18 protein-coding genes and 1 pseudogene are annotated in these 21,035 nt (G+C 71.4%); 1 reads left to right on the plus strand and 18 read right to left on the minus strand.

The annotated features are described in order from the left end of the window. Positions 1-69: 69 nt before the first annotated feature. From L8M95_RS10305 to L8M95_RS10320, 4 genes and pseudogenes are all read right to left on the minus strand, one after another. Positions 70-1,173 (minus strand): annotated as a pseudogene (locus L8M95_RS10305) (circularly permuted type 2 ATP-grasp protein); the annotation flags it as partial. Positions 1,174-1,185: 12 nt separating this feature from the next. Beyond that, positions 1,186-2,652 carry a YbdK family carboxylate-amine ligase gene (locus tag L8M95_RS10310; protein WP_260486055.1) on the minus strand — a complete coding sequence of 489 codons (1,467 nt, stop codon included), beginning with the start codon at positions 2,650-2,652 and terminating at the stop codon, positions 1,186-1,188. Between the two features lie 73 nt (positions 2,653-2,725). After that, positions 2,726-3,526 carry a crotonase/enoyl-CoA hydratase family protein gene (locus L8M95_RS10315; protein ID WP_260486056.1) on the minus strand — a complete coding sequence of 267 codons (801 nt, stop codon included), beginning with the start codon at positions 3,524-3,526 and terminating at the stop codon, positions 2,726-2,728. Between the two features lie 58 nt (positions 3,527-3,584). Next, on the minus strand, positions 3,585-4,613 hold the full coding sequence (locus L8M95_RS10320) for a triacylglycerol lipase (RefSeq protein WP_260486057.1): 1,029 nt from the start codon (positions 4,611-4,613) through the stop codon (positions 3,585-3,587). A 125-nt stretch (positions 4,614-4,738) separates the two neighbouring features. On the opposite strand from L8M95_RS10320, the gene L8M95_RS10325 reads away from it, so the two are divergent. Continuing rightward, complete coding sequence (locus tag L8M95_RS10325; RefSeq protein WP_260486058.1) at positions 4,739-5,449, plus strand: GntR family transcriptional regulator; 711 nt, start codon at positions 4,739-4,741, stop codon at positions 5,447-5,449. Between the two features lie 3 nt (positions 5,450-5,452). Here L8M95_RS10325 and L8M95_RS10330 read toward each other — a convergent pair whose 3' ends face one another. The 14 genes from L8M95_RS10330 to L8M95_RS10395 form a co-directional block, all read right to left on the minus strand. Beyond that, positions 5,453-6,307: an oxygenase MpaB family protein gene (locus L8M95_RS10330; RefSeq protein ID WP_260486059.1), complete on the minus strand. Its 855-nt coding sequence runs from the start codon at positions 6,305-6,307 to the stop codon at positions 5,453-5,455. Positions 6,308-6,330: 23 nt separating this feature from the next. Then, complete coding sequence (locus L8M95_RS10335) at positions 6,331-6,921, minus strand: hypothetical protein (RefSeq protein WP_260486060.1); 591 nt, start codon at positions 6,919-6,921, stop codon at positions 6,331-6,333. Then, positions 6,911-8,128 (minus strand): MlaD family protein, encoded by a 1,218-nt coding sequence (locus tag L8M95_RS10340; RefSeq protein ID WP_260486061.1) that lies wholly within the window; start codon positions 8,126-8,128, stop codon positions 6,911-6,913. The genes L8M95_RS10335 and L8M95_RS10340 overlap by 11 nt, the downstream gene beginning before the upstream one ends. After that, on the minus strand, positions 8,125-9,225 hold the full coding sequence (locus L8M95_RS10345) for an MlaD family protein (RefSeq protein ID WP_260486062.1): 1,101 nt from the start codon (positions 9,223-9,225) through the stop codon (positions 8,125-8,127). Before L8M95_RS10345 ends, L8M95_RS10340 begins: the two co-directional genes overlap by 4 nt. 2 nt (positions 9,226-9,227) lie before the next feature. After that, positions 9,228-10,325 (minus strand): MCE family protein, encoded by a 1,098-nt coding sequence (locus L8M95_RS10350; RefSeq protein ID WP_260486063.1) that lies wholly within the window; start codon positions 10,323-10,325, stop codon positions 9,228-9,230. Continuing rightward, positions 10,316-11,344 carry an MCE family protein gene (locus L8M95_RS10355; RefSeq protein WP_260486064.1) on the minus strand — a complete coding sequence of 343 codons (1,029 nt, stop codon included), beginning with the start codon at positions 11,342-11,344 and terminating at the stop codon, positions 10,316-10,318. Before L8M95_RS10355 ends, L8M95_RS10350 begins: the two co-directional genes overlap by 10 nt. A gap of 11 nt (positions 11,345-11,355) precedes the next feature. After that, positions 11,356-12,402, minus strand: coding sequence for an MlaD family protein (locus L8M95_RS10360; protein ID WP_260486065.1), 1,047 nt, complete (start codon positions 12,400-12,402; stop codon positions 11,356-11,358). After that, positions 12,399-13,679, minus strand: a complete 1,281-nt coding sequence (locus tag L8M95_RS10365; protein WP_260486066.1) for an MlaD family protein — start codon at positions 13,677-13,679, stop codon at positions 12,399-12,401. The genes L8M95_RS10360 and L8M95_RS10365 overlap by 4 nt, the downstream gene beginning before the upstream one ends. Then, entirely contained in the window at positions 13,676-14,467 is a 792-nt protein-coding gene (locus tag L8M95_RS10370; protein WP_260489225.1) for an ABC transporter permease, read from the minus strand. The genes L8M95_RS10365 and L8M95_RS10370 overlap by 4 nt, the downstream gene beginning before the upstream one ends. 91 nt (positions 14,468-14,558) lie before the next feature. Next, positions 14,559-15,368, minus strand: coding sequence for an ABC transporter permease (locus L8M95_RS10375; protein WP_260486067.1), 810 nt, complete (start codon positions 15,366-15,368; stop codon positions 14,559-14,561). Positions 15,369-15,378: 10 nt separating this feature from the next. Beyond that, entirely contained in the window at positions 15,379-16,971 is a 1,593-nt protein-coding gene (gene fadD5, locus L8M95_RS10380; RefSeq protein WP_260486068.1) for a fatty-acid--CoA ligase FadD5, read from the minus strand. Between the two features lie 56 nt (positions 16,972-17,027). Continuing rightward, positions 17,028-17,819 carry an enoyl-CoA hydratase gene (locus tag L8M95_RS10385; RefSeq protein WP_260486069.1) on the minus strand — a complete coding sequence of 264 codons (792 nt, stop codon included), beginning with the start codon at positions 17,817-17,819 and terminating at the stop codon, positions 17,028-17,030. Next, positions 17,816-18,802: a nitronate monooxygenase family protein gene (locus L8M95_RS10390; protein ID WP_312027457.1), complete on the minus strand. Its 987-nt coding sequence runs from the start codon at positions 18,800-18,802 to the stop codon at positions 17,816-17,818. The genes L8M95_RS10385 and L8M95_RS10390 overlap by 4 nt, the downstream gene beginning before the upstream one ends. Further along, positions 18,802-21,012, minus strand: coding sequence for a 3-hydroxyacyl-CoA dehydrogenase NAD-binding domain-containing protein (locus tag L8M95_RS10395; RefSeq protein ID WP_260486071.1), 2,211 nt, complete (start codon positions 21,010-21,012; stop codon positions 18,802-18,804). Before L8M95_RS10395 ends, L8M95_RS10390 begins: the two co-directional genes overlap by 1 nt. Positions 21,013-21,035: the final 23 nt, after the last annotated feature.

The raw sequence follows: 21,035 nt of genomic DNA on the forward strand, positions 1-21,035 counted from the left end.
TTCCCACGCTAAGGGAACCCGGACGTGCCCGCACCCGCAGCCGCGCCACTCCGCGGAACGGGCCCGGACTCAGCGCATGATCCACGTGTCCTTGCCGCCGCCCCCACGTGAGGAGTTGACGATCATCGACCCCGCCGGTGCCACCCGGGTGAGTCCGGCCGGGACCGCGTGGGCGGTGGTCCTGTCCCCCTCCCGCCGGACGTGGGCGAACGCGCGCAGGTCCACGTGCCGGCGCTGCATCCGGGTGCCGTCGAAGGTGGGCAGTGTGGACAGGGGCACGACCTCCTGGGCGATGAACCCCTCCGGTCGGGTGAGCAGGTCCTCCCGGCGGGCGGCGAGTTCGGCCTCGGAGCATTCCGGACCGATGGTGATGCCGAGGCCGCCGTACCCGTCGATGGGCTTGACCACGAGTTCGCCGAGCCGGTCCAGCACGAGGTCCCGCTGGGTCCGGTCGGCACACAGGTACGTGGGGACCTGGTCCAGGACGGGGGTCTCGCCCAGGTAGAAGTCGATCATGGCGGGGACGGACGCGTAGACGGCCTTGTCGTCGGCCACCCCGTTGCCCAGCGCGTTGGCGATCGTCAGGCGTCCGGCTCCCAGCGCGTCGAGCAGCCCGTCGCGCAGGGGGACGCCGTCCTCCCCGGGGGAACTGAGGAGCATGTCCTCGTCGATCCGGGCGTACATCACGTCCACCCGGTGCAGGTCGCGGCCGGCACGGTGGTGCAGGATTCCGTCGCGGAAGGCCAACCGGTCGGGCGTGACCAGGGGCAGGCCGGTGCGCTGCGCGATGAGCCGGTGTTCGAACCACGCCGAGTCGGTCGCGCCGGAGGAGACCACCGCGAGCTGCGGGTCGTCCCCGGCGGCCGGTGGCGCGGCCGCCTCGAGCGTCTGCCGGATCATGCCGAACGCCTGGTCCGGCGTGTGCAGGTCGAACCCCTCCGTGAGGTCGCCGAACAGCGAGGTGGTCATCTGCCGGAGCGCGTGTGAGAAGGCGATCCCGGACGGCACCCGGACGTTGTCCTCCAGAACGAACCACTTGCCGTCGTCGCCGCACACCAGGTCGATCCCGCAGATGTGCGCCCGGGTCCGCCCCGGTCGTTGCACCCGTCCCGTGCTGCGGTGCCCGGGGGCGCGGTCCAGCGATTCGGGCGTCAGGTGGCCCGCGCGTACGAATTCCCGGTCCCCTTAGATGTCGTCGAGGAAGGCGTCCAGGGCACGGGCGCGCTGTTCGGTGCCCGTGGCCAGCATCCGCCACACCTCCGGCGAGATGATGCGGGGTACGAAGTCCATCGGGAACGCCTGGGGCCGCTCCTGCCCGGTGACCCGGAACGTCACCCCGGCGACCGAGGCCTCCTGTTCAGCCGTCACCTGTCGCGACCGGAGCCGCACGGTGCCGGCCCGCTCCAGGGCCGACACCAGCGGGCCGTAGGACCGGCGGGGCGAGCCCCCCTCCTCGACCGCCTCGTCCCAACTGGGGTCGGCGTCCAGACCGTCGATCGGTTCGTAGACGCCGAACAGTCGGGAGTGGGCGTCGGGGACCGCCGACCGGGGACCGCTGACCCCCGCTGTCTCCGCCGCGAGCAGGTCCACCACGTCGTGGGCGTGCCCCCGTCTGCGGAGGGTCTGACGCTGACGGAACGCGCTGCTGCCGTTGTAGAGCGCGTTGTCGAGCAGGGTGCACACGGTGTCGAGGTCGCCCGACCGCGTCAACTCGTCGGTCAGGGAGTCCACCAGGTCGGAGACGACGTCGGCGGCGGGCCGGGCCCGGAACGTGGCGGGGTCCACGAGGTCGCCCTCGAGGCCCGACCGCGCGGCGCGCCACAGGGCGGCGCGCAGCCTGGTCTCGGCCGGAGCGGTGACCTCGGCGCCGTTCGCGATCGCGGCCGCCTCACGCTCGACCAGCGCCCGGAACAGGGCGGCCGCCAGGACGGTGGCGTCGGAGGAGGGGCAGGCGTCGCCCACCTGCAGCTCCACCGACCGTCCACCCGGCCCGGGCTGCACCCCGAAGCCCACCATCGACGCATCGACCACCACCCCGCTCGCCACGAGGTCCGCCACCAACTCGTCGAACTCCGCCGCCGAGCACACCCCGGCGACCGGCGCGGCCGTGGGCCACTGCGAGGCGGCCACCGACCGGCAGCTCGCGTAGCCGGAGTCCGACCCGTCCCGCGGGAAGGGCGAGCTCGCCGTGAGGGCGAGGAGCACCGGCAGGTACGGCGAGACCCGGCAGGACACCCGGACCGCCTCGTCCGCATCACGGGCCTCCACCCGGATGCGGACGCCACAGTAGATCTGGTCCCGGGCCAGGTACTCGTAGTCGGCCAGGAGTCGCCGCGTCTTCGGACTCTCGTCGACGAGAGCGGATCCCGGGGGCACGAGCGGGACGGCCCCGGCGGCCACCACCGCCAACCCGAGCTCGATCCCTGCCTCGTTGAGTCCCGCCCGCTCGGCACGCAGGGCCGATCTCAGCTCCGCCGCCGACTGGGCGGGGTCGGTCGCCACGCGGACGACGCAGTTGCGCAGCTCCTCCCCCGCGCCGTGTCCACCCCTCCGCGCCAGCAACTCCGCCGCACGGGGTGCCAGCTCCCGACTCGTCGTGTCGAGGACGTGAAGGTCCTCTTCGACGACCATGGTCCTCAACCCTGCTTCCATGAAGAAAATGTAGGGCCGAAGGACGGAGTTCACATCCGGACGCGACGTGGGATGGATCTCATCGGGTCCGGGTTCAGCGCGCCTTCCACACCGGGGCACGCTTCTCCGCGAACGCCCGCGGGCCCTCGGCCGCGTCCTCGGAGGTCATGACGTTCATCATCTCCGTGTCACTGACCTTCCACTTGTCGACCTCCGCCGGACGCCCGCCGTCGGTTATACCGAGCGCGACCCGTTTGGTCCCCTGAACCGCCAGCGGCGCGTTGGCGGCGATGGCGCCGGCGAGCTCGAGCGCGGTGTCGAGCAGCCGGTCGGCCGGGACGACGTGGTTGATCAGGTGCAGGTCGAGCGCCCGCCCGGCGGTGATCGGCTCGCCGGTGAGCATCATCTCCATGGCCACGCGGTGGGGCAGCTGGGCCGGCAGCCGGAACGCGCCACCGGCGGCGGCGATGAGCCCACGCCGCACCTCCGGCAGTCCGAACACCGCGTGGTCGGCGGCCACCACGAGGTCGCAGGCCAGGGCGATCTCGCAGCCCCCGCCCAGTGCGGTGCCGTTGACCGCGGCGATCACGGGGACCGAGACGTACTGCTGCATCATCCCCGCGAATCCCCACTGCCGGTTCTCGGCCGGGAAGATGTCCTCACCCCGGGAGATGGCCTTGAGGTCCGCGCCCGCACAGAACGACCGCTCTCCGGCGCCGGTGATCACGACCACCCGGATCTCTGGGTCGGTGTCCGCCTCGTGCAACGCGTTGCCCAGCAGCGTGCTGACCTCCCCGTTGACGGCGTTGCGGGCCTCCGGGCGGTCGAAGGTGACGAGCAGGACGTGATCCCGGCGCTCGGTGCGGACGGCGGGACGGTTCTCGATGTCGGTCATGTGCCCAGTCTCGCCCGGCGGTGGCCGCCCCGCAGCGCCTCCGCGCTATTCGGGCCGCTCAACTGTGCAGCGGCGTGATCGGCGGGACGAACTCGCAGCCCACCGGACGCGGGTTGGCCGGGTCCAGCGCGTTGAACACCAGATCCCGGGCGACGGGGTCGGTGACGATGGAGACGTGCTCGGAGAAGTCCAGCGGGCAGTAGTCCTGCACGACGTGGTTCTCCGCATTGGGACCCTCGACGTACCCGCTGGTGTACGGGGTGACGATCTCGTCGATGTTCGTGAGGATGTTCGTGTATTGCACGTCCGGGTGGTACGGGGTCCCGTCCCGCCACAGGTCGTGGAAGAACCGGCTGCCCGCGAGGACCTCATTGCACGCGCCGCATCCGACGGTGTGGATGAAGTCCTGGACCTCGTCGCGGATGCCCACCTGCCCGAACGCGTCGAAGATCGTGGAGAGGAAGAACGCCGTGCTGCCCCGCCACACCGAGCCGAGCCCGACGTAGTTCTCGACGTAGCGGTGGCCGCCCAGCTCGTTGACGTAGACCGCCGGCATGATGGTGCCCTGCGAGTGCCCCACCAGATCGACCTTCTCCGCCCCGGTCGCTTCGCGCACCCGGTCGACGAACCCGGCGAGCTCGGCGGCGCCTTCCTCCATCGTCCGCGTCCCGCCCAGCGCTTTCAGCGGCCACGGGGCCTCCGGGTGTGCGGCGTAGGTCAGCGCGTAGACGCAATAGCCCTCGTTGGCCAGGCTCGGTGCGAGGTAGGCCCAGTTGTCCTGGCGGTTGAGGAACGTGCCGTGGACCAGGACCACCGGGCGCGGGCGGGCCTCGGTGAGCCGGCAGTCCCAGTCGTTGGTGGCCGGGTGCTCTCCGAGGGGGTTCTGCACCTCCGCCCGCAGACCGTCGACGAAGGACGCGGGCACCGGGTGCGGGCCGCCGGCGGTGGGAGGCGGGACCGTGCCGGCCGCGACCGGTGCGGTGGCCTCCGTGGTCGGGGCGGCGGGGCCGGGCTGCGCGGCGGCGCCGGAGGGGACGACGACGAGGGCCGCCATCGCCAGAACGAGCGCGGACACGAGATGTTTCACGTGAATCCCTTTCGCACGGGCGGCGCTGCCACCCCCGGCGAGGTAGTGTGAGCCGCTACAGATATATTTGATTTCGATTATCGGTCGTCGGCACCCCGCGCGGGTGCTCCTTCTTGTGAAACGAGGTGGCGGACGTGGCCCCCACACGACTCGCCCAGCGCCCCCAGCTCTCCGAGGAGGTCGCCGACCACGTGCGGACCCGCATCATGAGCGGCGAGGTCCGTCCCGGGGACTTCATCCGGCTCGACGAGACCGCCGCGGCCCTCGGGGTGAGCGTGACCCCGGTCCGCGAGGCACTGCTCACCCTGCGCGGCGAGGGCCTCGTCGACCTGGTTCCGCGGCGCGGGTACCTGGTCTCCCCGATGAGCCGGCAGGACATCGAGGACATCTTCTGGCTCCAGGCGGAACTGTCCAAGCGGATAGTCGACCGGGCGATCACCCGCTACGACGCGCCCACGCTCGAGTTCCACGCCCGGTTGATCGACGACTTCGAGAAGGCGTCCGCATCCGGTGACACCGACGGTGTCGTGCACGCGCAGTACGCCATCCACCGGACACTCAACCGGGCTTCCCGGTCGGACAAGCTCTCCCGCTTCCTGTCGAACGCCGCCCGGTACATGCCCTACCGGTTGTACGCGGACGACCCCGACTGGCGTGCGGGCGCACTGCTGGACCACCGTCGCATGCTCGAGGCGCTGCGTAGCGGCGATGTCGAGACCGCCCACGACGTGGTGGAGTCCGAGTTCGCGGGCGGCGCGACGCTGCTCATCGCCCACCTCGAGCGGGCCGGCGTGTGGGACGAGGAGCGCGAGCCGGAGCTCGCCGCGGAGGCCTGAGCCTCACATCAACGACCGGCCGGTCCTCAACCGCCACCTCAGGTCGATGAGCAGGATCCGGTAGGTGATCGTCCGAACCGTCTCCGGCAGCAGGCCGTTGAGCCGGGCGGTCGCGGCGAGGAAGCTCTCGAATCGGCGCTGGTCGCGCGGGCTCCACGGGAGGCCGAGTTCGTCCCGGAACTCGCGGTGCAGGAAGCCGCTGGTGATCCACTTGTTGATCCGCCCGAACAGCAGGGTGGCGGGCTGCGGCAGCATCCGGAGTTCGGTCAGCCCGACCAGGTGCTCCCGGACGGGTTCGTCGAAGCGGATCCTCGCCATGCCCTCGCGCCAGTAGCCCTCGAAGTCGGCGCGGGTGGCGGGCCACTGGTCGGGCCGCACCTGCAAGGTCGTGCCCAGCGTCGGCGCGGAGGCGTAGAACGCCTCCCTGTCGGAATCGGTCATGGGACCGTGCAACCACTCGAAGACGTCCTCGAACCCGATGTAGAGGCACGCGGCCACCCACATCTGCAGTCTGGGGTCGTTCGCGCTGTACTTCACCCGGCTCTCGGGCGTGGAGAACACCTCCCGGTGGATCCGGTAGACCTCCTCGCTGTAGACCCTCTTGTCCTCGTCGCTGCCGAGCGTGGCGACGGCGAGGTACTGGAATGTCGTCCGCGCCCGCTTGAAGGGGCGTTTGTAGACGTTGCCGGTGTCCACCCGGCTCTCGCGCACCCCCCATCCGACCTCGGGCCAGGCCAGTTGCATGATCACGTTGGCGACGCCACTGGCGGCGCCGAGGGAGTCCACCGCGTCGGTGAGCCCGGGCGGTCTCCCACGGGTGATCGGCGGCGCGGGATTGCGGTGCAGTTCGGTGAGCACGGACGGTTCTCCTTCGAAAATGGTCAGGCGAGTTGGGCGTCGTCGAGGAGCCAGCGGTCGCCGTCGCGGACCACGGTCACGACCATGCGGCTGGAGTCGACCCGTCCGTCGGGGACGGTGACGTTGCTGATCTCCTGGTCCAGGAACACCAGGACCACCGCGCGATCGCCATCGACGCTCTCGACGGCGGCGTGCGTGACGGTCCCCGTCGAAGTGCCCTCGCCGCTGGCGAGCAGCTCGCGCAGGCCGTCGGAGACCTCGCGGTAGCGCTCGGCGAAATCGGGGGTGGCGTCCGCGACGACGGCGTCGAGGTTCGCGTCCACGTCGGTGTGGTCGTACGTGGCCAGCTGGGTCACCAGGCGGGTCGCGTCGTCCGAGGCGGAGCGCCGGAGTTCGGCGTCCCGGTGGTTCTGCCAGGTCAGGTAGCCGAGGATTCCCGTCGCCGCGAGCAGGGCCACGATCACCAGTGCGGTCACGATCCGTCCGGCACGGCCGCGACGGCGTTCGGCCCCGGGCTCGGCCTGCTCGGCCCCGGCCTGTTCGGCCCCGGGCTCGGCTCTTTCGGCCCCCTCGGCCCGGTCGACCGGGCCGGTCGTCTTCTCGTCAACCGCCATTGCTGCGTAGTCCTTCCATCATCGTCGCCCAGTACGCGGCGATCTCGGTCCCCGTCGGGACGAGCAACGGGTCCGCGGCCATGTCCGGACCGATCCGCGTGCCCGGCCGGTTGGCTCCGGCCAGGCCCTCGCCGTTCGGTCTCGGTGCGGCCTGCGAGCCGCGTTGGGCGAGGTTCTCTCCGGGCGGGCAGTACATCCTCAGGTCCGGCTCCTCCCACGAGTGGTCCCGTACGTCCCGCGGCTCGTACGGATACACGCACACCGGCCCCTGGGTCGCGATGAGTGCGAAGTCGGCACGACCGTCGCGGACCGAGCCGGCCAGGGCCCGCAGGCCCCGCTCCCCCTGGGTCAGACCCGCCTCCCACGCCGGCCCGCGGTCCCGGAACACCGGGGTGACCACGAGGGTGTTGGCGAGCAGGCCGGCCGCGTCGTCCCGGTTGTCATCGAGCAGCCTCTGTGCGCGGAGCATCGCCTCGGGCGAGCGGTCGAGCATGTACACGAGGGTGTCCTCGCGACGTGCCAACTGGCCGGTGACGTCGCGCGCCGTCGCCACCGATCCGGAGACGGGTGCGTCGCGGGCGGCGAGCGCGCGAACCGTCACCAGCCCGTCGTCGACGAGGCCCCGGAAGGTCGGTGCGCGGTCGGCGAGCACGGCCGCGAGCGTCGCCGTGTCCTCGATGATCGCGCCCAGTCTCGGCCCGTTGCCCTCGAGTGCTGCCGCGGTGCTGTCGCCGAACGAGGCCAGGGACCGGGGGTCCACGGCCCGCAGCGAGGCGTCGATGTCGGCGATGAGGTCCGCCAGCGGCGGGGACTGCACGTCCTCCGGGACGCGCAACTCGTCGCCCTCCCCGAGGTAGGGACCGTCCGCGGTCTCGGGCCGCACGTCGAGCCGGTTGTCGCCCAGCGCGGTGCTGGTGACCACCTTGGCCAGGGAGTCCCGGGGGATCCGCGTCCCCTCGAGGATCCGGAGGCGCAACCGGACCCCGCCGGAACCGTCGAGCTCGGCACCCTGGACCACCCCCACGTCCGCGCCGCGGTACGTCACCCGGACCCCGGGCCCGACCCCCCTCGCGTCCTCGACATGCGCCACCACCCGGAAACCGCTGGAGACGTCCGCGTCCTGCCCGATGTAGCGGATGCCGTAGCCGATCGCCACGACCGAGATGAGGGCGAACAGCAACGCCTGCGCGACGATGTGCCGGTTCACGGCGTGCCCCCCATCGGTGGCAGGGCGTCGGCCGGACCCGTGGCACCCGGCGGCAGCGGGCGCCCCGCCCGCACCTCGCCGCCGGTGCCCAGGACGTCGAGGGAGCCCGTCAGGTCGAGGTCACCGTCGAAGACGAGGTGATCCCCGCGGGCCGCCTCGTCGAGGTGGATGACGAACCGCTCCAGCGCGTCCAGGGTGGGGGCGACCTCCTCGCCGAAGCCCTCCATGTCCTCGAGCAGGACGGTCAGGGTCCGCAGTGACGGCGCGATCCTCCCCTCGGTCGCCGACGTGAACTGGTCGACCTGCACCGTCAGCGCGGTCGTGGTGTCCATGAGGGCGACGATCGTCTCCCTGCTACGGGCGGCCTCCGAGACCAGGTCCGCGGACACGTCCAGGCCACGGTCGAGGAGGTCGCGGCGGCCGGCGAGCGCGGCGTTGACCCGGTCCAACGCCAGCAGCGTGCGATCGACATCGTCCCGGTGCGCCTCGTACAGGGCCAGAGCCCGCTCGCCGCGTTCGCGGATCCTGCCGATCTCCTCCCCACGTCCTCCGAGGGCCACGGTCAGCTCCTCCATCACCGACCCGAGCTGGTCGATCCCGCTGCCGTTGAGCAGCAGCCCGAGCGACGCCAGGCTCGACTCGAGGTCCGGACCGACCCCGCTACGCGACCGCGGGATCACCCTCGTGTCCTCCAGCAGTGCGGCGGTCCCCGGACCGCGGGGGGCGCTCAGCGCGATGAACGGACTCCCCAGTGCGGTCGGGAGTCGGATCTCGGCGAGTACATCGGCGGGGACCCCGGAATCACCTTCGAGGCGGACCCCGATCACCGCGTCGCTGCCGTCGGTGTCCACCGTGCGGACGCGCCCCACCAGGGACTCTCCGTACCGGACCTCGGCACCGGGGGCGAGGCGGTCGGCCCGCTCGAATCGCATCTCCACGTCCGTAGAGTCCTCACCGGTGTCCATCCCCAGCGGGAGCGCCTGCAACGACAGGGCCGGGGAGTGCGCGGCGACCACAGCTGCCAGCACGAGCAAGACCACCCCGATCGATGCCACGAGTCCGCGGATGAGGTGCGGTCCCGTCCTGGTCTCCCTCATGGTCACCCGCCTCCCGTCGCGCGTTCGAAGGCGCCCACGATCCCGAGTGGATCGTTCTGCTCCACGGGGAACATGAGCGGATTGGTCAGTCCGGCCCCCGTACACAACGGCAGCGGTTCGCGGGCGCACAGTTCGCGACCGCGCTCGAAGTGGGTGATGTTCGACGAGATGTTGAGGCGGATCCGCGCCCGACCGTCCGGTCCGATGCTGTCGGCCATGTTGCCCATCATCTGCGGGTACTGGTCGAGGAACTCCGCGAAGTCGGCGCGGTGGCGCGCGTACAGGGCGGTGACATCGCGGGTCGCCCCCGTCGCGGCCGTGAGGTCCTCGCCGCGGGCGGCCATGATCCCGTCCACCTCGTCGAGGATGACGCGCAGGTCCTCCGCGGGGGCGGCGACGTCGATCTCGTCCTCCCTGATCTGTCGTCCCAGGTCGTCGAGCCCCAGGACGAGGTCACGCATCTTCTGGTCGCGTCCGCCGGCGGCGTCCATGAGCACGGACAGTTCCGTGACGATCGCCCCGAGGTCCTGCGCGCGGTCTCCACCCACCGCGGAGACGGTGGACAGGTCGCGGATGGCGCGGTTCAGCTCCTCCCCGCGGCCGTCGAGCGCCGCGGCGCCACGGTCGAGGCCCCGGGCCACCTCTTCGGCACCCGGCGCGAACGCCGAGCTCAACGTGTCGACGCCGGCGACGAACTCGTCGAAGTCCAGTGGCGCCCGGGTCCTGGCAACCGGGATGACGCCGCCGTCCGGGAAGGTGGGCCCGTCGATGTACGCAGGGGTGAGCTCGACGAACCTGTCCGCGATGACGGCGGGGTTCATCACCACCGCGCCCACGTTCCCGGGCAGTCGGGTCCCGGGATTGAGGGAGAGCCCGACCCGGACGACCGGCCCGAGGGGCTCGACCTCCTCCACCAGCCCCACCTCGACTCCGACGATCCGCACCTGGGAGCCCACGTAGATCCCGTCCGCGGTCGCGAACTCGGCGGTGATCCGCACGCGGGAATCACCGCGTCCCCCGACCATCACCACGGCGAGGACGATCGCGGCGACCAGGACGGTGGCGAGAACGATGAGGACACGGGCGCGACTCAACGGCATCCGTCCATCACCCCCAGGGCACAGAGGGCGGAGTCGGGGATCGGTCCGGTGGGGGTGGCGACGTCGGTCCAGGGCCCGTTGCCGGACGCGTCGCTCACGGCGCGCAGACCCGGTGGCAGGCGGGTGAGCGCCTCGTCCATCACCTCGATGTTGCGGTGGTAGGTCTCGCTGATCGAACGCATGTTGACCAGGAGACGGTCGACGTCCTCGGCCTCGGAACCGAGCAGCGAGCGGACGCGGGTCGCCAGGTCCTCGACCGACGCGACCAGAGTCCGCAGGGCCTCCCGGCGCTGCGTCAGCACGGTCACCAGGACACGGGCCTGATCCGTGAGCGTGCGGATCCCGGCCTCCTGGGTGACGAGGATCCCGGTGATCTCCCGTGTGGTGGTGACGACCTGACTCATCCTGGCGTCCTCCCGTGCGAGTAGTCCGAGCGCGGCGGAGACGTCGTCGATCGCCCGCCCCGTGGCGTCGGCGTCCTGCGGCAGGACACTGTCGAGGGTGTCGATCACCGCGCTCACCGCCTCGGTGTCGAGACCGTCGGCGAGGTCGGTCACGGCCTCACCGACGTCGTCGATCATGTACGGGGAGGTGGTCCGTTCCACCCTGATGCGGCGCTGCGGACCGAGGTCTCCGGAACCCGACGGGACGACGTCCAGGAACCGGTTGCCCAGGATCGACTTGAGCCCGACCGTCGCGGTGCTCGACTCCCCGAGACCCTGGCCCCGGTCCAGGCGGAACCCCACCACGGCCAGGCCGTTCTCGATCGACAGTGAGTCGACCCTGCCGGTCGGGACGCCCGAGACGAGCACCGTGTCCCCGGCGCGCAGACCGCCCGCGTTGTGGAACTCCGCCGTGTACGCCTCGGTGCGAAGGACGTACCACAGGCGCGGCAGCGCGACCCCGGCCACGAACACCGCCAGCACGAGCAGGATCGACACCGCCCCCACCAGCACCGTGTTCCCCCGGCGGGCGTGCCGCGGGTCCCGGACCAGGTCCGACAGACTCTCGCGGATCATCTCCGACCCCCTCACCTGCACACCTCCGAGTTCTGGTGTCCGAACGGGTTGGCCTGCATCCCGTCCCACGAGACGGTGAAGTTGCACATGTACAGGGACAGGAACCCGCCCTTGCGGGTCAGTGCGTTGACCTCACGGGCGAACCCGGGCACCCGGCCGAGCGTCGACTCGAACTCGTCGGTCCGGGGGACCCAGCCGTCGGTGGTGTGGCGCGCGGCGTCCACGCTCGTCCGCAGGTCGCGGTCCGTCTCCTCAAGCATCGCCGCCAGGGCCGCCGACGAGGCACCCCCGCGGTCGATGAGCAGGGCGAGGTCGCGTCCCCCGCCGTCGGCGAGCGCCCCGGAGACCTCGTCGAGCCCCCGGACCAGACGCCGCAGGTCACCCTCCCGACCGGTGAGGGTATCCCCGAGCGCCTCGACGTTGTCCGCGAGCCGGGTGTAGACGTCCTCGCGGTCGAGGACATCCCGGCTGAGCAGCGCCAACCTCGACAGGAGGGTGTCCATCGCGCCGGGCTCACCCTGGAACGCGGCGACCACCGTGTGCGAGAGCGCGTTGACCTCCTCCGGCCGGACGGAGTCGAACAGCGGCTTGAACCCGTTGACGAGGGCGGTCAGGTCCACCGGTCCCGTGGTGTCCTCCAACGGGATGCGCGAACCCTCGGGCATGTCGACCGCACCACGGACGGCCGGCGCTCCGCCCGGGGTCGGGTCGAGCGACAGATAACGGATCCCGAGCATGTCCCCGTACCGCACCGACGCACGGGCGCCCGCGGTGACGGGGTTGTCCTGCTCGACCTCGAAGTGCACCACGGCGGTGACCTCACCGCCCGCACGGATCTCCCGGTCCACCCCGAGCACCCGTCCGACCCGGACGCCGGCGACGGTGACCTCGGATCCGGGCCCGAGCCCACCCACGTCGTCGAACTCGGCGCTGTACCCGCGGGCACCGAACCCCACCGGTACGCGCAGCGTGTTGATCACCAACACCGTGCACAGGACCCCGAGCAGGCAGAAGACGAAGAGCTGCACCGCTGGCGCGAGACCCGGACGACCGGTCATCGGATCGCCACCTCGTTCCCACGCACGAGCGGGCCGAGCATCGTCCACGCGGCCGCGTCGGGACCCGCATCGTGGACCCCGGGCGGCGGGACCGGTGACCCGGGCTCGCCCGCGGCCGCTGCCTGGAGCTCCCGGATGACGTCCCGTTCCGACGCGGCGTTCACCGTCAGCCCGGGCCCGGTGTCCGGGGCGGGCTCGCCCGTGCAGGTCGAGCCCGCCAGGTCCGGGTACCGCGGGCAGTCCTGCGGCCCGTAGGGCATCGGGTCGGCGAACGACGGGACCGCGGTGATATCGAACCGGCCCGTCGAGAACGCCGCCGCGCCCGCCTCGCCCATGGGGCGCATCGCGTACAGGGTCCTGATGACCCCGTGTGGATTGCGGGCCGTCCGGTCGAAGACGACCCCGGTGTCGTGGACCAACCTGATCGCGCCCGGCACCGTCCGGTCGGCGAGGACCGCGCCCGAGGCCCCGGCGCCCAGACCCGCGTCGAGGAGGCGGCCCAGGGAACCCGGGCGGTCGAGGACGATCCCGGACAGCCGGGTGGCCTCCTCCATCGTCGCGAGGATCGCCGGGCTCGCCGAGGCCAGGTCCTCGGCGAGGGCGGCCACTCCCGGGGAGGCGTCGAGCGCGTCGCCGAGCGCCGGGTTGAGCTGGGCGGTCGCCAGGTCGGCGTCGTCGATCACGCGGCCCAGGGTCTCCCCGCGGCCGTCGAGTGCGCGGGACAGTGCGGTGAGGGCCACCTGCATCCGCTGCGGCTCGATGGACACCAACAGATCGCTGGCCCGGGTGAACACGTCGTAGAGCTGCACCGCCTCGTCCGACCGGTCGGCGGGCAGCTCGTCGCCGTCCGTGAGCGTCCGTGCCCGGTCGGCAACGGGCCCCGCCGGACCGGTTCCGCCGGCCGGGACCAGGTCCAGCCGGACATCACCGAACAGCGTGCGCGGGACCACCCGCACGACCACGTCCCCCGGGATGTGGTCGGCGTACTCGGAGTCGATCAACATCTCCACGCGGGTGCCGGGCTCGTCGTCGTCGCCGACCGCGCCCGCCGACCCGCGCACGTCACCGACCTTCACTCCCAGGTGGTGGACCGGTGCGTTCTCCGGGATCCGTCCCGCCGCGGCCGGCAGTGCGGAGGTCACCGTGGCCCCGGCGTCGAACACGCCGGCCCCGCGGCCCACCAGCAGCACCCCGATCGTCACCGCCACGACGGTCGCGACCACGCCGCGCAGGATCAGGGTCCGCTCGGGCGCCGGGCGCGCCACCCGGCGCCTCATGTGATCCCCAGGGCGGGGACCTCGGGCACGAGACCCCACAGGGCGAACGTGAGCACGATGTCGAGGAAGCCGATCGCGAGGATGCTGGTGCGCAACGCACGACCCGCCGCACGGCCGACCCCCTCGGGCCCGCCGGTGGCATGATAGCCGTAACTGCAGTGCACGAGCACGATCACGAGGGCGAACACGACGGCCTTGATCAGCGAGTACAGCACGTCCTCGGGACCGAGGGTGATGTGGAAGAAGTGGTCGTAGGTCCCGGCCGACCCGCCGTTGACGTACACCACCACGAACCGGGTGGCGATGTAGGTGGCGACCAACCCGATCGCGTAGAGCGGGACGATGCAGATCATCGTGGCCACCAGGCGGGTGCCCGCCAGATACGGCACTGTCGGCACGGACATGGCGTCGAGCGCGTCGATCTCGTCGGAGATGCGCATCGACCCGAGCCTGGCGGTGAACCCGGTGCCGACCTTGGCGGCCAGGGCCACGGATGCCACCACCGGCGCGAGCTCACGGGTGTTGGCCATGGCCGAGAGCATCCCGGACAGGGTCGTCATCCCGATGAGGTCGAGGCCGCGGTAGGTCTCGACCCCGACCATGATGGCCGCCACGGCGGACATCGCCAGGACGATGCCCACCGTGCCCCCGCCGGCGACCAGCGACTTGGACCCGAAGCCCACGTCGACGACCTCGCGGAGCACCTGTCCCCGGTAGCGGACCACGGCGGTCGGGAGCGAGACCAGGACCCTGCCGGCGAAGGTCACGTGCCTGCCGACCTCGGCCATCGCCGTGCCCAGTGCGTTGACGCGGCCCGCGGTCCGCGTGGCGCGGGCGCGCTGCCACGCGGTGGTCTCCGCGACCCGGAAGCCCCCCACCTCAGTACTTCCCCACCGACGGCACGGCCAGCCCGTAGACCGCGGACAGGACCGTGTTGACCACGAAGACGGTGACGAACGCCAGGACGACGGTCTCGTTCACCGCGTCCGCGACACCGGAGGAGCCGCCGTCGGCGTGCAGACCCTTGAACGTCGCGATGAGCGCGGAGACGATCGCGAAGGCGATCGACTTGACCATGGCCATCCACAGGTCGGACGGACGGCCGTACGCGCTCAGGGTCGACAGGAACGCGCCGGCGGACTCCCCCTGCCCGTAGACCTGGTAGAGCAGGCAGGCCACCACGCCCATGGCGGTGACCAGCGCGCACATCACCACCGAGACGAGCACGGTGGCGATCACGCGGGGCACGACCAGACGTTCCACCACGTCGAGGCCCATGACCTCCATCGCCTCGACCTCCTCGCGGATCGTCCGCGAGCCGAGATCCGCGCAGATGGCCGAGCCCCCGACCCCGGCGAGCATGAGCGCACACACCAGGGCCGAGGCCTGTCCCACCACCACGAAGGCCACCACCGCACCCGCGTACCCGGCCGCGCCCAGCCGGCCGGCGAGCTCCCCCACCGAGACCGCGACGAGCACGCCGACCGGGAGCATGAGCAGCAGTGCGGGCACCGAGCTCACACGCGCGATGAACAGCGCCTGGTCACGGGTCTCGGCGAGCGCCAACCGGCCGCGGGCCACGGTGCTCACGCACCGCAGCAGGGTGAAGACCGAGAACCCGACGAGCGAGCCGACCTGGCCGGCGAGATCGACGACCGGGCCGCGGCCGGTGGGGAGGTGGAAGACCATGGCGCTCGGGTCAGACGCCCATGGTGCCGTGCTCGGAGCGCAGCGTGCCCTTGACGACCTTGCCGCTGGCGTTGCGCGGGAGCTCGTCGACGTGGACCAGGTGCTTGGGGAGCTTGAAGCCGGCGAGCTTGTCCCGCAGCCACTCGGTCAGCTCCTCGAGGGTGAGATCGGTGCCGCCGTCCTCCACGTTCTGGGCGACCACCGCGACGGGGACCTCGCCCCACTTGTCGTCCTTGCGGCCGATCACCGCGACCTCGCGGATCCGCGGGTGTCCGGCGATGATGTTCTCCACCTCGGCGCAGTAGATGTTCTCGCCGCCGGAGATGATCATGTCCTTCTTGCGGTCCACGACGTAGACGAAGCCCTCGTCGTCCATCCGGACCAGGTCGCCGGAGTGGAACCAGCCGCCCTCGAACGCCTCCGCGGTCTCCTCGGGCTTGTTCCAGTAGCCGGACATGGTGGTGGGGCCGCGGTAGACGATCTCGCCGACCTCACCCGGGCCGACGGGCTCCCCGAATGCGTCGACGACGCGGGCCTGGAGGGTGGGGATGACCTTGCCGACGGACCCGAGCTTGCGGATCGCGTCGTCGCCGTCGAGGGCGCAGGTGATCGGGCTCATCTCGGTCTGGCCGAACACGGCGCAGTTCAGGGCGTCCGGGAAGGTCTCGGCCATGGCGCGCAGGATCGTGTCGGTGGACGGGGCCGCGCCCCAGGAGATGTTGCGCAGCACCAGGCTGCGTGGGCGGGCCTGCTGCTCGGCGCAGACGGCCTGCCACTGCACGGGCACGAGGAAGATGCTGGTGATCCGTTCGGCCTCGAGCGTGTCCAGGACCGCCGTGGGGTCGAAGGCCTGCAGCGGGTGGACCACCGTGACGCCACCGAGCTGGAGACTCGGCGCGATCGATCCCAGCGCCGCGATGTGGAACATCGGGGCGGCGCACAACGCGCGGCCCTCCTCGTCGAACAGACGGAAGACGCGGATGCAGGTCAGCGACTGCGCGGTGAGGTTCTCATACGAGAGCATCGCGCCCTTGGGACGACCGGTGGTGCCCGAGGTGTACATGATGAGCGCGGTGGAGTCCTCGGGGACGTCGACCGGCTCGTGCGGCTGGCCCTCCTCCGCGATCGCGTCGGCGTACGTGGTCTGCTCGGGCGTCCCCGACTCACCCCCGATCACGATGTGATGGCCCGGCTCCTCGCCCTGCGCGCGGATCGCACCGACGAGCGGGGCGAGCATGGCGTCGGTGATGACGACCTTCGGCGCGGAGTCGCCGACCAGGTAGGCGAGCTCACCCGGGGTGAGCCGGAAGTTCACCGGTACCGCGATCGCGCCCAGCTCGTTGATGCCCAGCACGGCCTCGACGAACTCAGGGTTGTTGAGCGTGATGAGCATGACCCGGTCGCCCTTGCCCACCCCACGGCGGGCCAATGCGTCGGCGAAGCGGTTGCTGCGCTCGTGCAGTTGGCTCCACGTGGTGGCCTGTCCGAGGTAGCGCAGCGCCTCCGCGTCGGGTTGCATCTCGGCGTGGGTGGCGACCCACGTGTTCCAGTTGTTGCGGCGTGCCGCGTGGAGCTCGGCGATGGGATCCGTGGCGGTGGTCATGATCTCGGCCTTTCGTGGCGGTGGGTGACGGGAGGGGCAGGTGACAGAGGGACGGTTCAGGAGAAGTTCGGACGACGTTTCTCGAGGATCGAGGACACTCCCTCGGCGAAGTCGGGCGAGACCAGCAGCTCGCACTGGCCCTCGTGCTCCCGGGCCAGGGCCGCGTCCAGCTCGGCCAACGTGGCCCCGGTGACGGCCCGCTTGGTCAGTTCCAGGGCGCGGCGTGGGCCCCGGGCCAGCCGGCGGGCGAGCTTGGTGGCCGCGGGCTTCAGATCCGCGGTCGGGTGGACCTCCATGGCCAGTCCGACGTCGCCGGCCTCCGACGCGGAGACGGCGTCGCCGCGCAGCAGCATGCGCGAGGCGATCGACCGACCGACGGCCGCCGGCAGCAGCACGCTGGCCCCGCCGTCTGGCATGAGGCCGATGTTGGTGAACGCGAACAACAGGTAGGCGTCCTCCGACATGAGGACGAGGTCGGAGGCCAGCGCGAGTGAGACACCCACCCCGGCGGCCGGACCCGTGACCGCGGCGATCACCGGGACCGGAGCGGTGAGGACCGCGCGGACCAACGCGGCGGCCCCCGCCATGGTGTCGTCGGGGCTGGGCGCGTCGTCCCCGGACTCCTTGATGGCCTGCAGGTCGGCGCCGGTGGTGAACGCCCCGCCCTCTCCGGCGAGCACGATGACCCGGGTGCCCGGGTCGGTGCCGCGTTCGGAGATGATCTCGGTCAGCGCGCTCACGGTGGGGTGGTCGAGGGCGTTCATCCGGTCGGGCCGGTTGATACTGATCGTCACCACTCCCAGGTCGTCATGGTCGACCTTGATGGCGTCACGTCCGGTCGCGGTCATCGGACCGTCTCCCTCGCCTCGACCATCCCGGCCAATCTGCCGGTGATGATCTCCTCAGCCTCGGACATCATCCGGTCGACGAGCTCGGCCACGGTGGGCACGTCGTCGATCAGTCCCTGGCATTGTCCGGCGCTCCAGATACCGGCGTCGAGATCACCGTCCTCGAAGACCTTGCGTCCGCGGGCACCGGCGACCAGGTGTTGGATGTCGGAGAACTCGGCACCCTCGGCCTCCCGCGACACCACCTCGGCGGAGACGGCGTTGGCGGCCACCCGCGCGGTGTTGTGCAGCGTCCGGAAGATCAGCTTCGTGTCGAGCTCGGTGTTGGCCACGATCTGCTGCTTGACCTGCTCGGCGACCGGCGACTCGGCGGTGCACATGAAGCGGGTGCCCATGTTGGCGCCGTCGGCGCCCAGCGCGAGCGCCGCCACCATGCCGCGGGCGTCGGCGATCCCGCCGGACGCGAGGATCGGGATGGACAGCTTCGCCGCGGCGGCGGGGATGAGCACCAGGCCCGGGACGTCGTCCTCCCCCGGGTGGCCGGCACACTCGAAGCCGTCGATCGACACGGCGTCCACTCCGAGCTGCTCGGCCTTGATCGCGTGACGCACCGAGGTGCACTTGTGGATCACCTTGACGCCCGCGGCGTGGAACACCGGCAGGTGGTCCTTGGGGTTGGACCCCGCCGTCTCGACGATCTTCACGCCCGACTCGACGATCGCCTGCCTGTACTCGGCGTACGGCGGCGGGGTGATCGCGGGAAGGATGGTGAGGTTGACGCCGAACGGCTGGTCGGTCATCTCCCGGCAGCGCGCGATCTCGCGGACCAGGTCCTCGGGCGTGGGTTGGGTGAGCCCGGTGATGATGCCCAGGGCGCCGGCCTCGGACACGGCGGCGGCGAGTTCGGCCCGGCCGACCCACATCATGCCGCCCTGGACGATCGGGTGTCGGACGCCGAACTCCTCGGTGAATCGGGTGCGGATCACGGGTGGACCTCCTCGTAGGTGCCACCGGAGGTGGCCTTCTCCCGAAGGGAGGCGGGCGGGGTGAATCGGTCGCCGTAGCGCTCGGCGAGCTCCTCGGCGCGGGCGACGAACCCGGACAGTCCGCCGGGGTACTGGTCCATATAGCGGGCGACGCCACCGGTCCAGCCGGGGAAGCCGATGCCGAGGATCGACCCGACGTTGGCGTCGGTGGTGGTCTCCAGCACGCCCTCGTCGAGGCACTTGACGGTCTCGATCGCCTCGGCGAAGAGCATGCGGTCGATCGCGTCCTGCAGCGGGATCTGGGTGGTGCCGCCGAAGGCGTCGGTCAGCCCCGGCCAGAGTCCGGCCCGCTTCCCGTCGGCGTACTCGTAGAAACCGGAACCGGTCGAGCGGCCCTTGCGGTCGAACTCGTCGATCATGCGGTCGAGCACGGCATTGCCCGGGTGGTCGGGCAACTCGCGCCCCTCCTCCTCGGCGGCCTCTCGCGTCTCGTCGCGGATCTTGCGGGGCAGGGTGAGCGTCAGCTCGTCCATGAGTGCGAGCACGGGCGCCGGGTATCCGGCCTGCGCCGAGGCCTGCTCGATCGTCGGGGCGGGCACGCCCTCGGCGAGCATGGCCATGCCCTCGCTGGTGAAAGTGCCGATAACGCGCGAGGTGAAGAACCCGCGCGAGTCGTTGACGACGATCGGGGTCTTGGAGATCTGGGCGACCAGCGCCAGGGCACGTCCGAGCGCGTCCTCACTCGTCTCGGCGCCCTTGATGATCTCAACCAGCGGCATCTTGTCGACCGGGGAGAAGAAGTGGAGCCCGATGAAGTCCGCGGGCCGGTCCACCCCGCCTGCGAGCATGGTGATGGGCAGGGTCGAGGTGTTGGAGCACAGCAGGGCGTCGTCAGCAATGTGCGGCGCGATCTCCGCGAACACCGTCGCCTTGACCTTCGGGTCCTCGAACACGGCCTCGATCACGGCCTGCGCCCCGGCGGCCTCCGCCGCGTCGGTGGTGGGGGTGATGCGCGCGAGGAGGGCCTCGCCCTTGGCCCGGGCCCTGTCGCGGGCCTCGCCCTCGGCGGCGCGGGAGACGGTCTTGGCGACGAGCTTCTCCGAGTAACCCTTGCCCCGCTCGGCGGCGGCCTGGTCGATGTCCTTGAGCACCACCTCCATGCCGGCCTTCGCGCAGACGTAGGCGATCGCGGCGCCCATCATCCCGGCACCCAGGACGACGACCTTGGAGATCGGCTCCCGGTCGGCCGAGCCGTGGGCCCTGGCCAGTCCGTTGGCCTTCTGCAGGTCGAAGAAGAAGGCGCGGATCATGTTCTTGGCGGTCTGCCCGGTGGCCAGCCCGGCGAAGTAGCGGGCCTCGATCGTCGAGGCTGCGGCGAAGTCGACCCCGGCGCCCTCCACTGCGGCGGCCATGATCGCCACGGGCGCCGGGTAGGGCGCGCCCTTGAGCTGCTGGCGCAGCATCGCGGGGAAGGCGGGCAGGTTGGCCCCGAGGGCCGGACTCGACGGCGTCCCGCCGGGCATGCGGTAGCCCTTGCGGTCCCACGGCTGGGTGGCAGCGGCGGGGTCGTCCGCGTGGGCGACGATCCACGCCTTCGCCGCGGGCAGCAGATCGTCCGGGCCGGCGACGAGCTCGTCGACGAGGCCGATCTCCCTGGCCTTACCGGGTCGGACGCGCTTGCCCTCGAGCAGCACCTCCATGAGGGCGGTGGTCACCCCGAGCATCCGGACGGTGCGGACGATCCCGCCACCACCGGGCAGCAGGCCCAGCCCGACCTCGGGCAGACCCAGCTGGATGGCCGGCGAGTCCACCACGATCCGGTGGTGGGTGGCCAGGGCGATCTCCAGACCGCCACCGAGCGCGGCCCCGCCGATCGCGGCCACGACCGGCTTGCCCAGGGTCTCCAGCCGCCGCAGCGGCGCCTTGGCGCGCTCCACGGTCTCGATCGCCAGGTCCGCGGCGTCTGAGGGGATGGACAGGATGTCGCCGAGGTCGCCGCCGGCGAAGAAGGTCTTCTTGGCGGAGGTGAGGACGACGCCGGTGATGTCGTCGGCCTCGGACTCGAGCCGGTCCACGGCCGCTTCCATGGACGCCAGGTAGTCGGCGTTCATGGTGTTGGCGCTCTGATTGGGATCGTCCATGGTGAGGACGACGACGCCGTCGGAATCGCGCTCGTAGGTGATGGTGTTGGTGAATTCGCTGCTCATTGGGGTGTTCTCGTCCTTGGGAG

This window comes from Dietzia sp. B32 (assembly GCF_024732245.1).
Lineage (GTDB): Bacteria > Actinomycetota > Actinomycetes > Mycobacteriales > Mycobacteriaceae > Dietzia.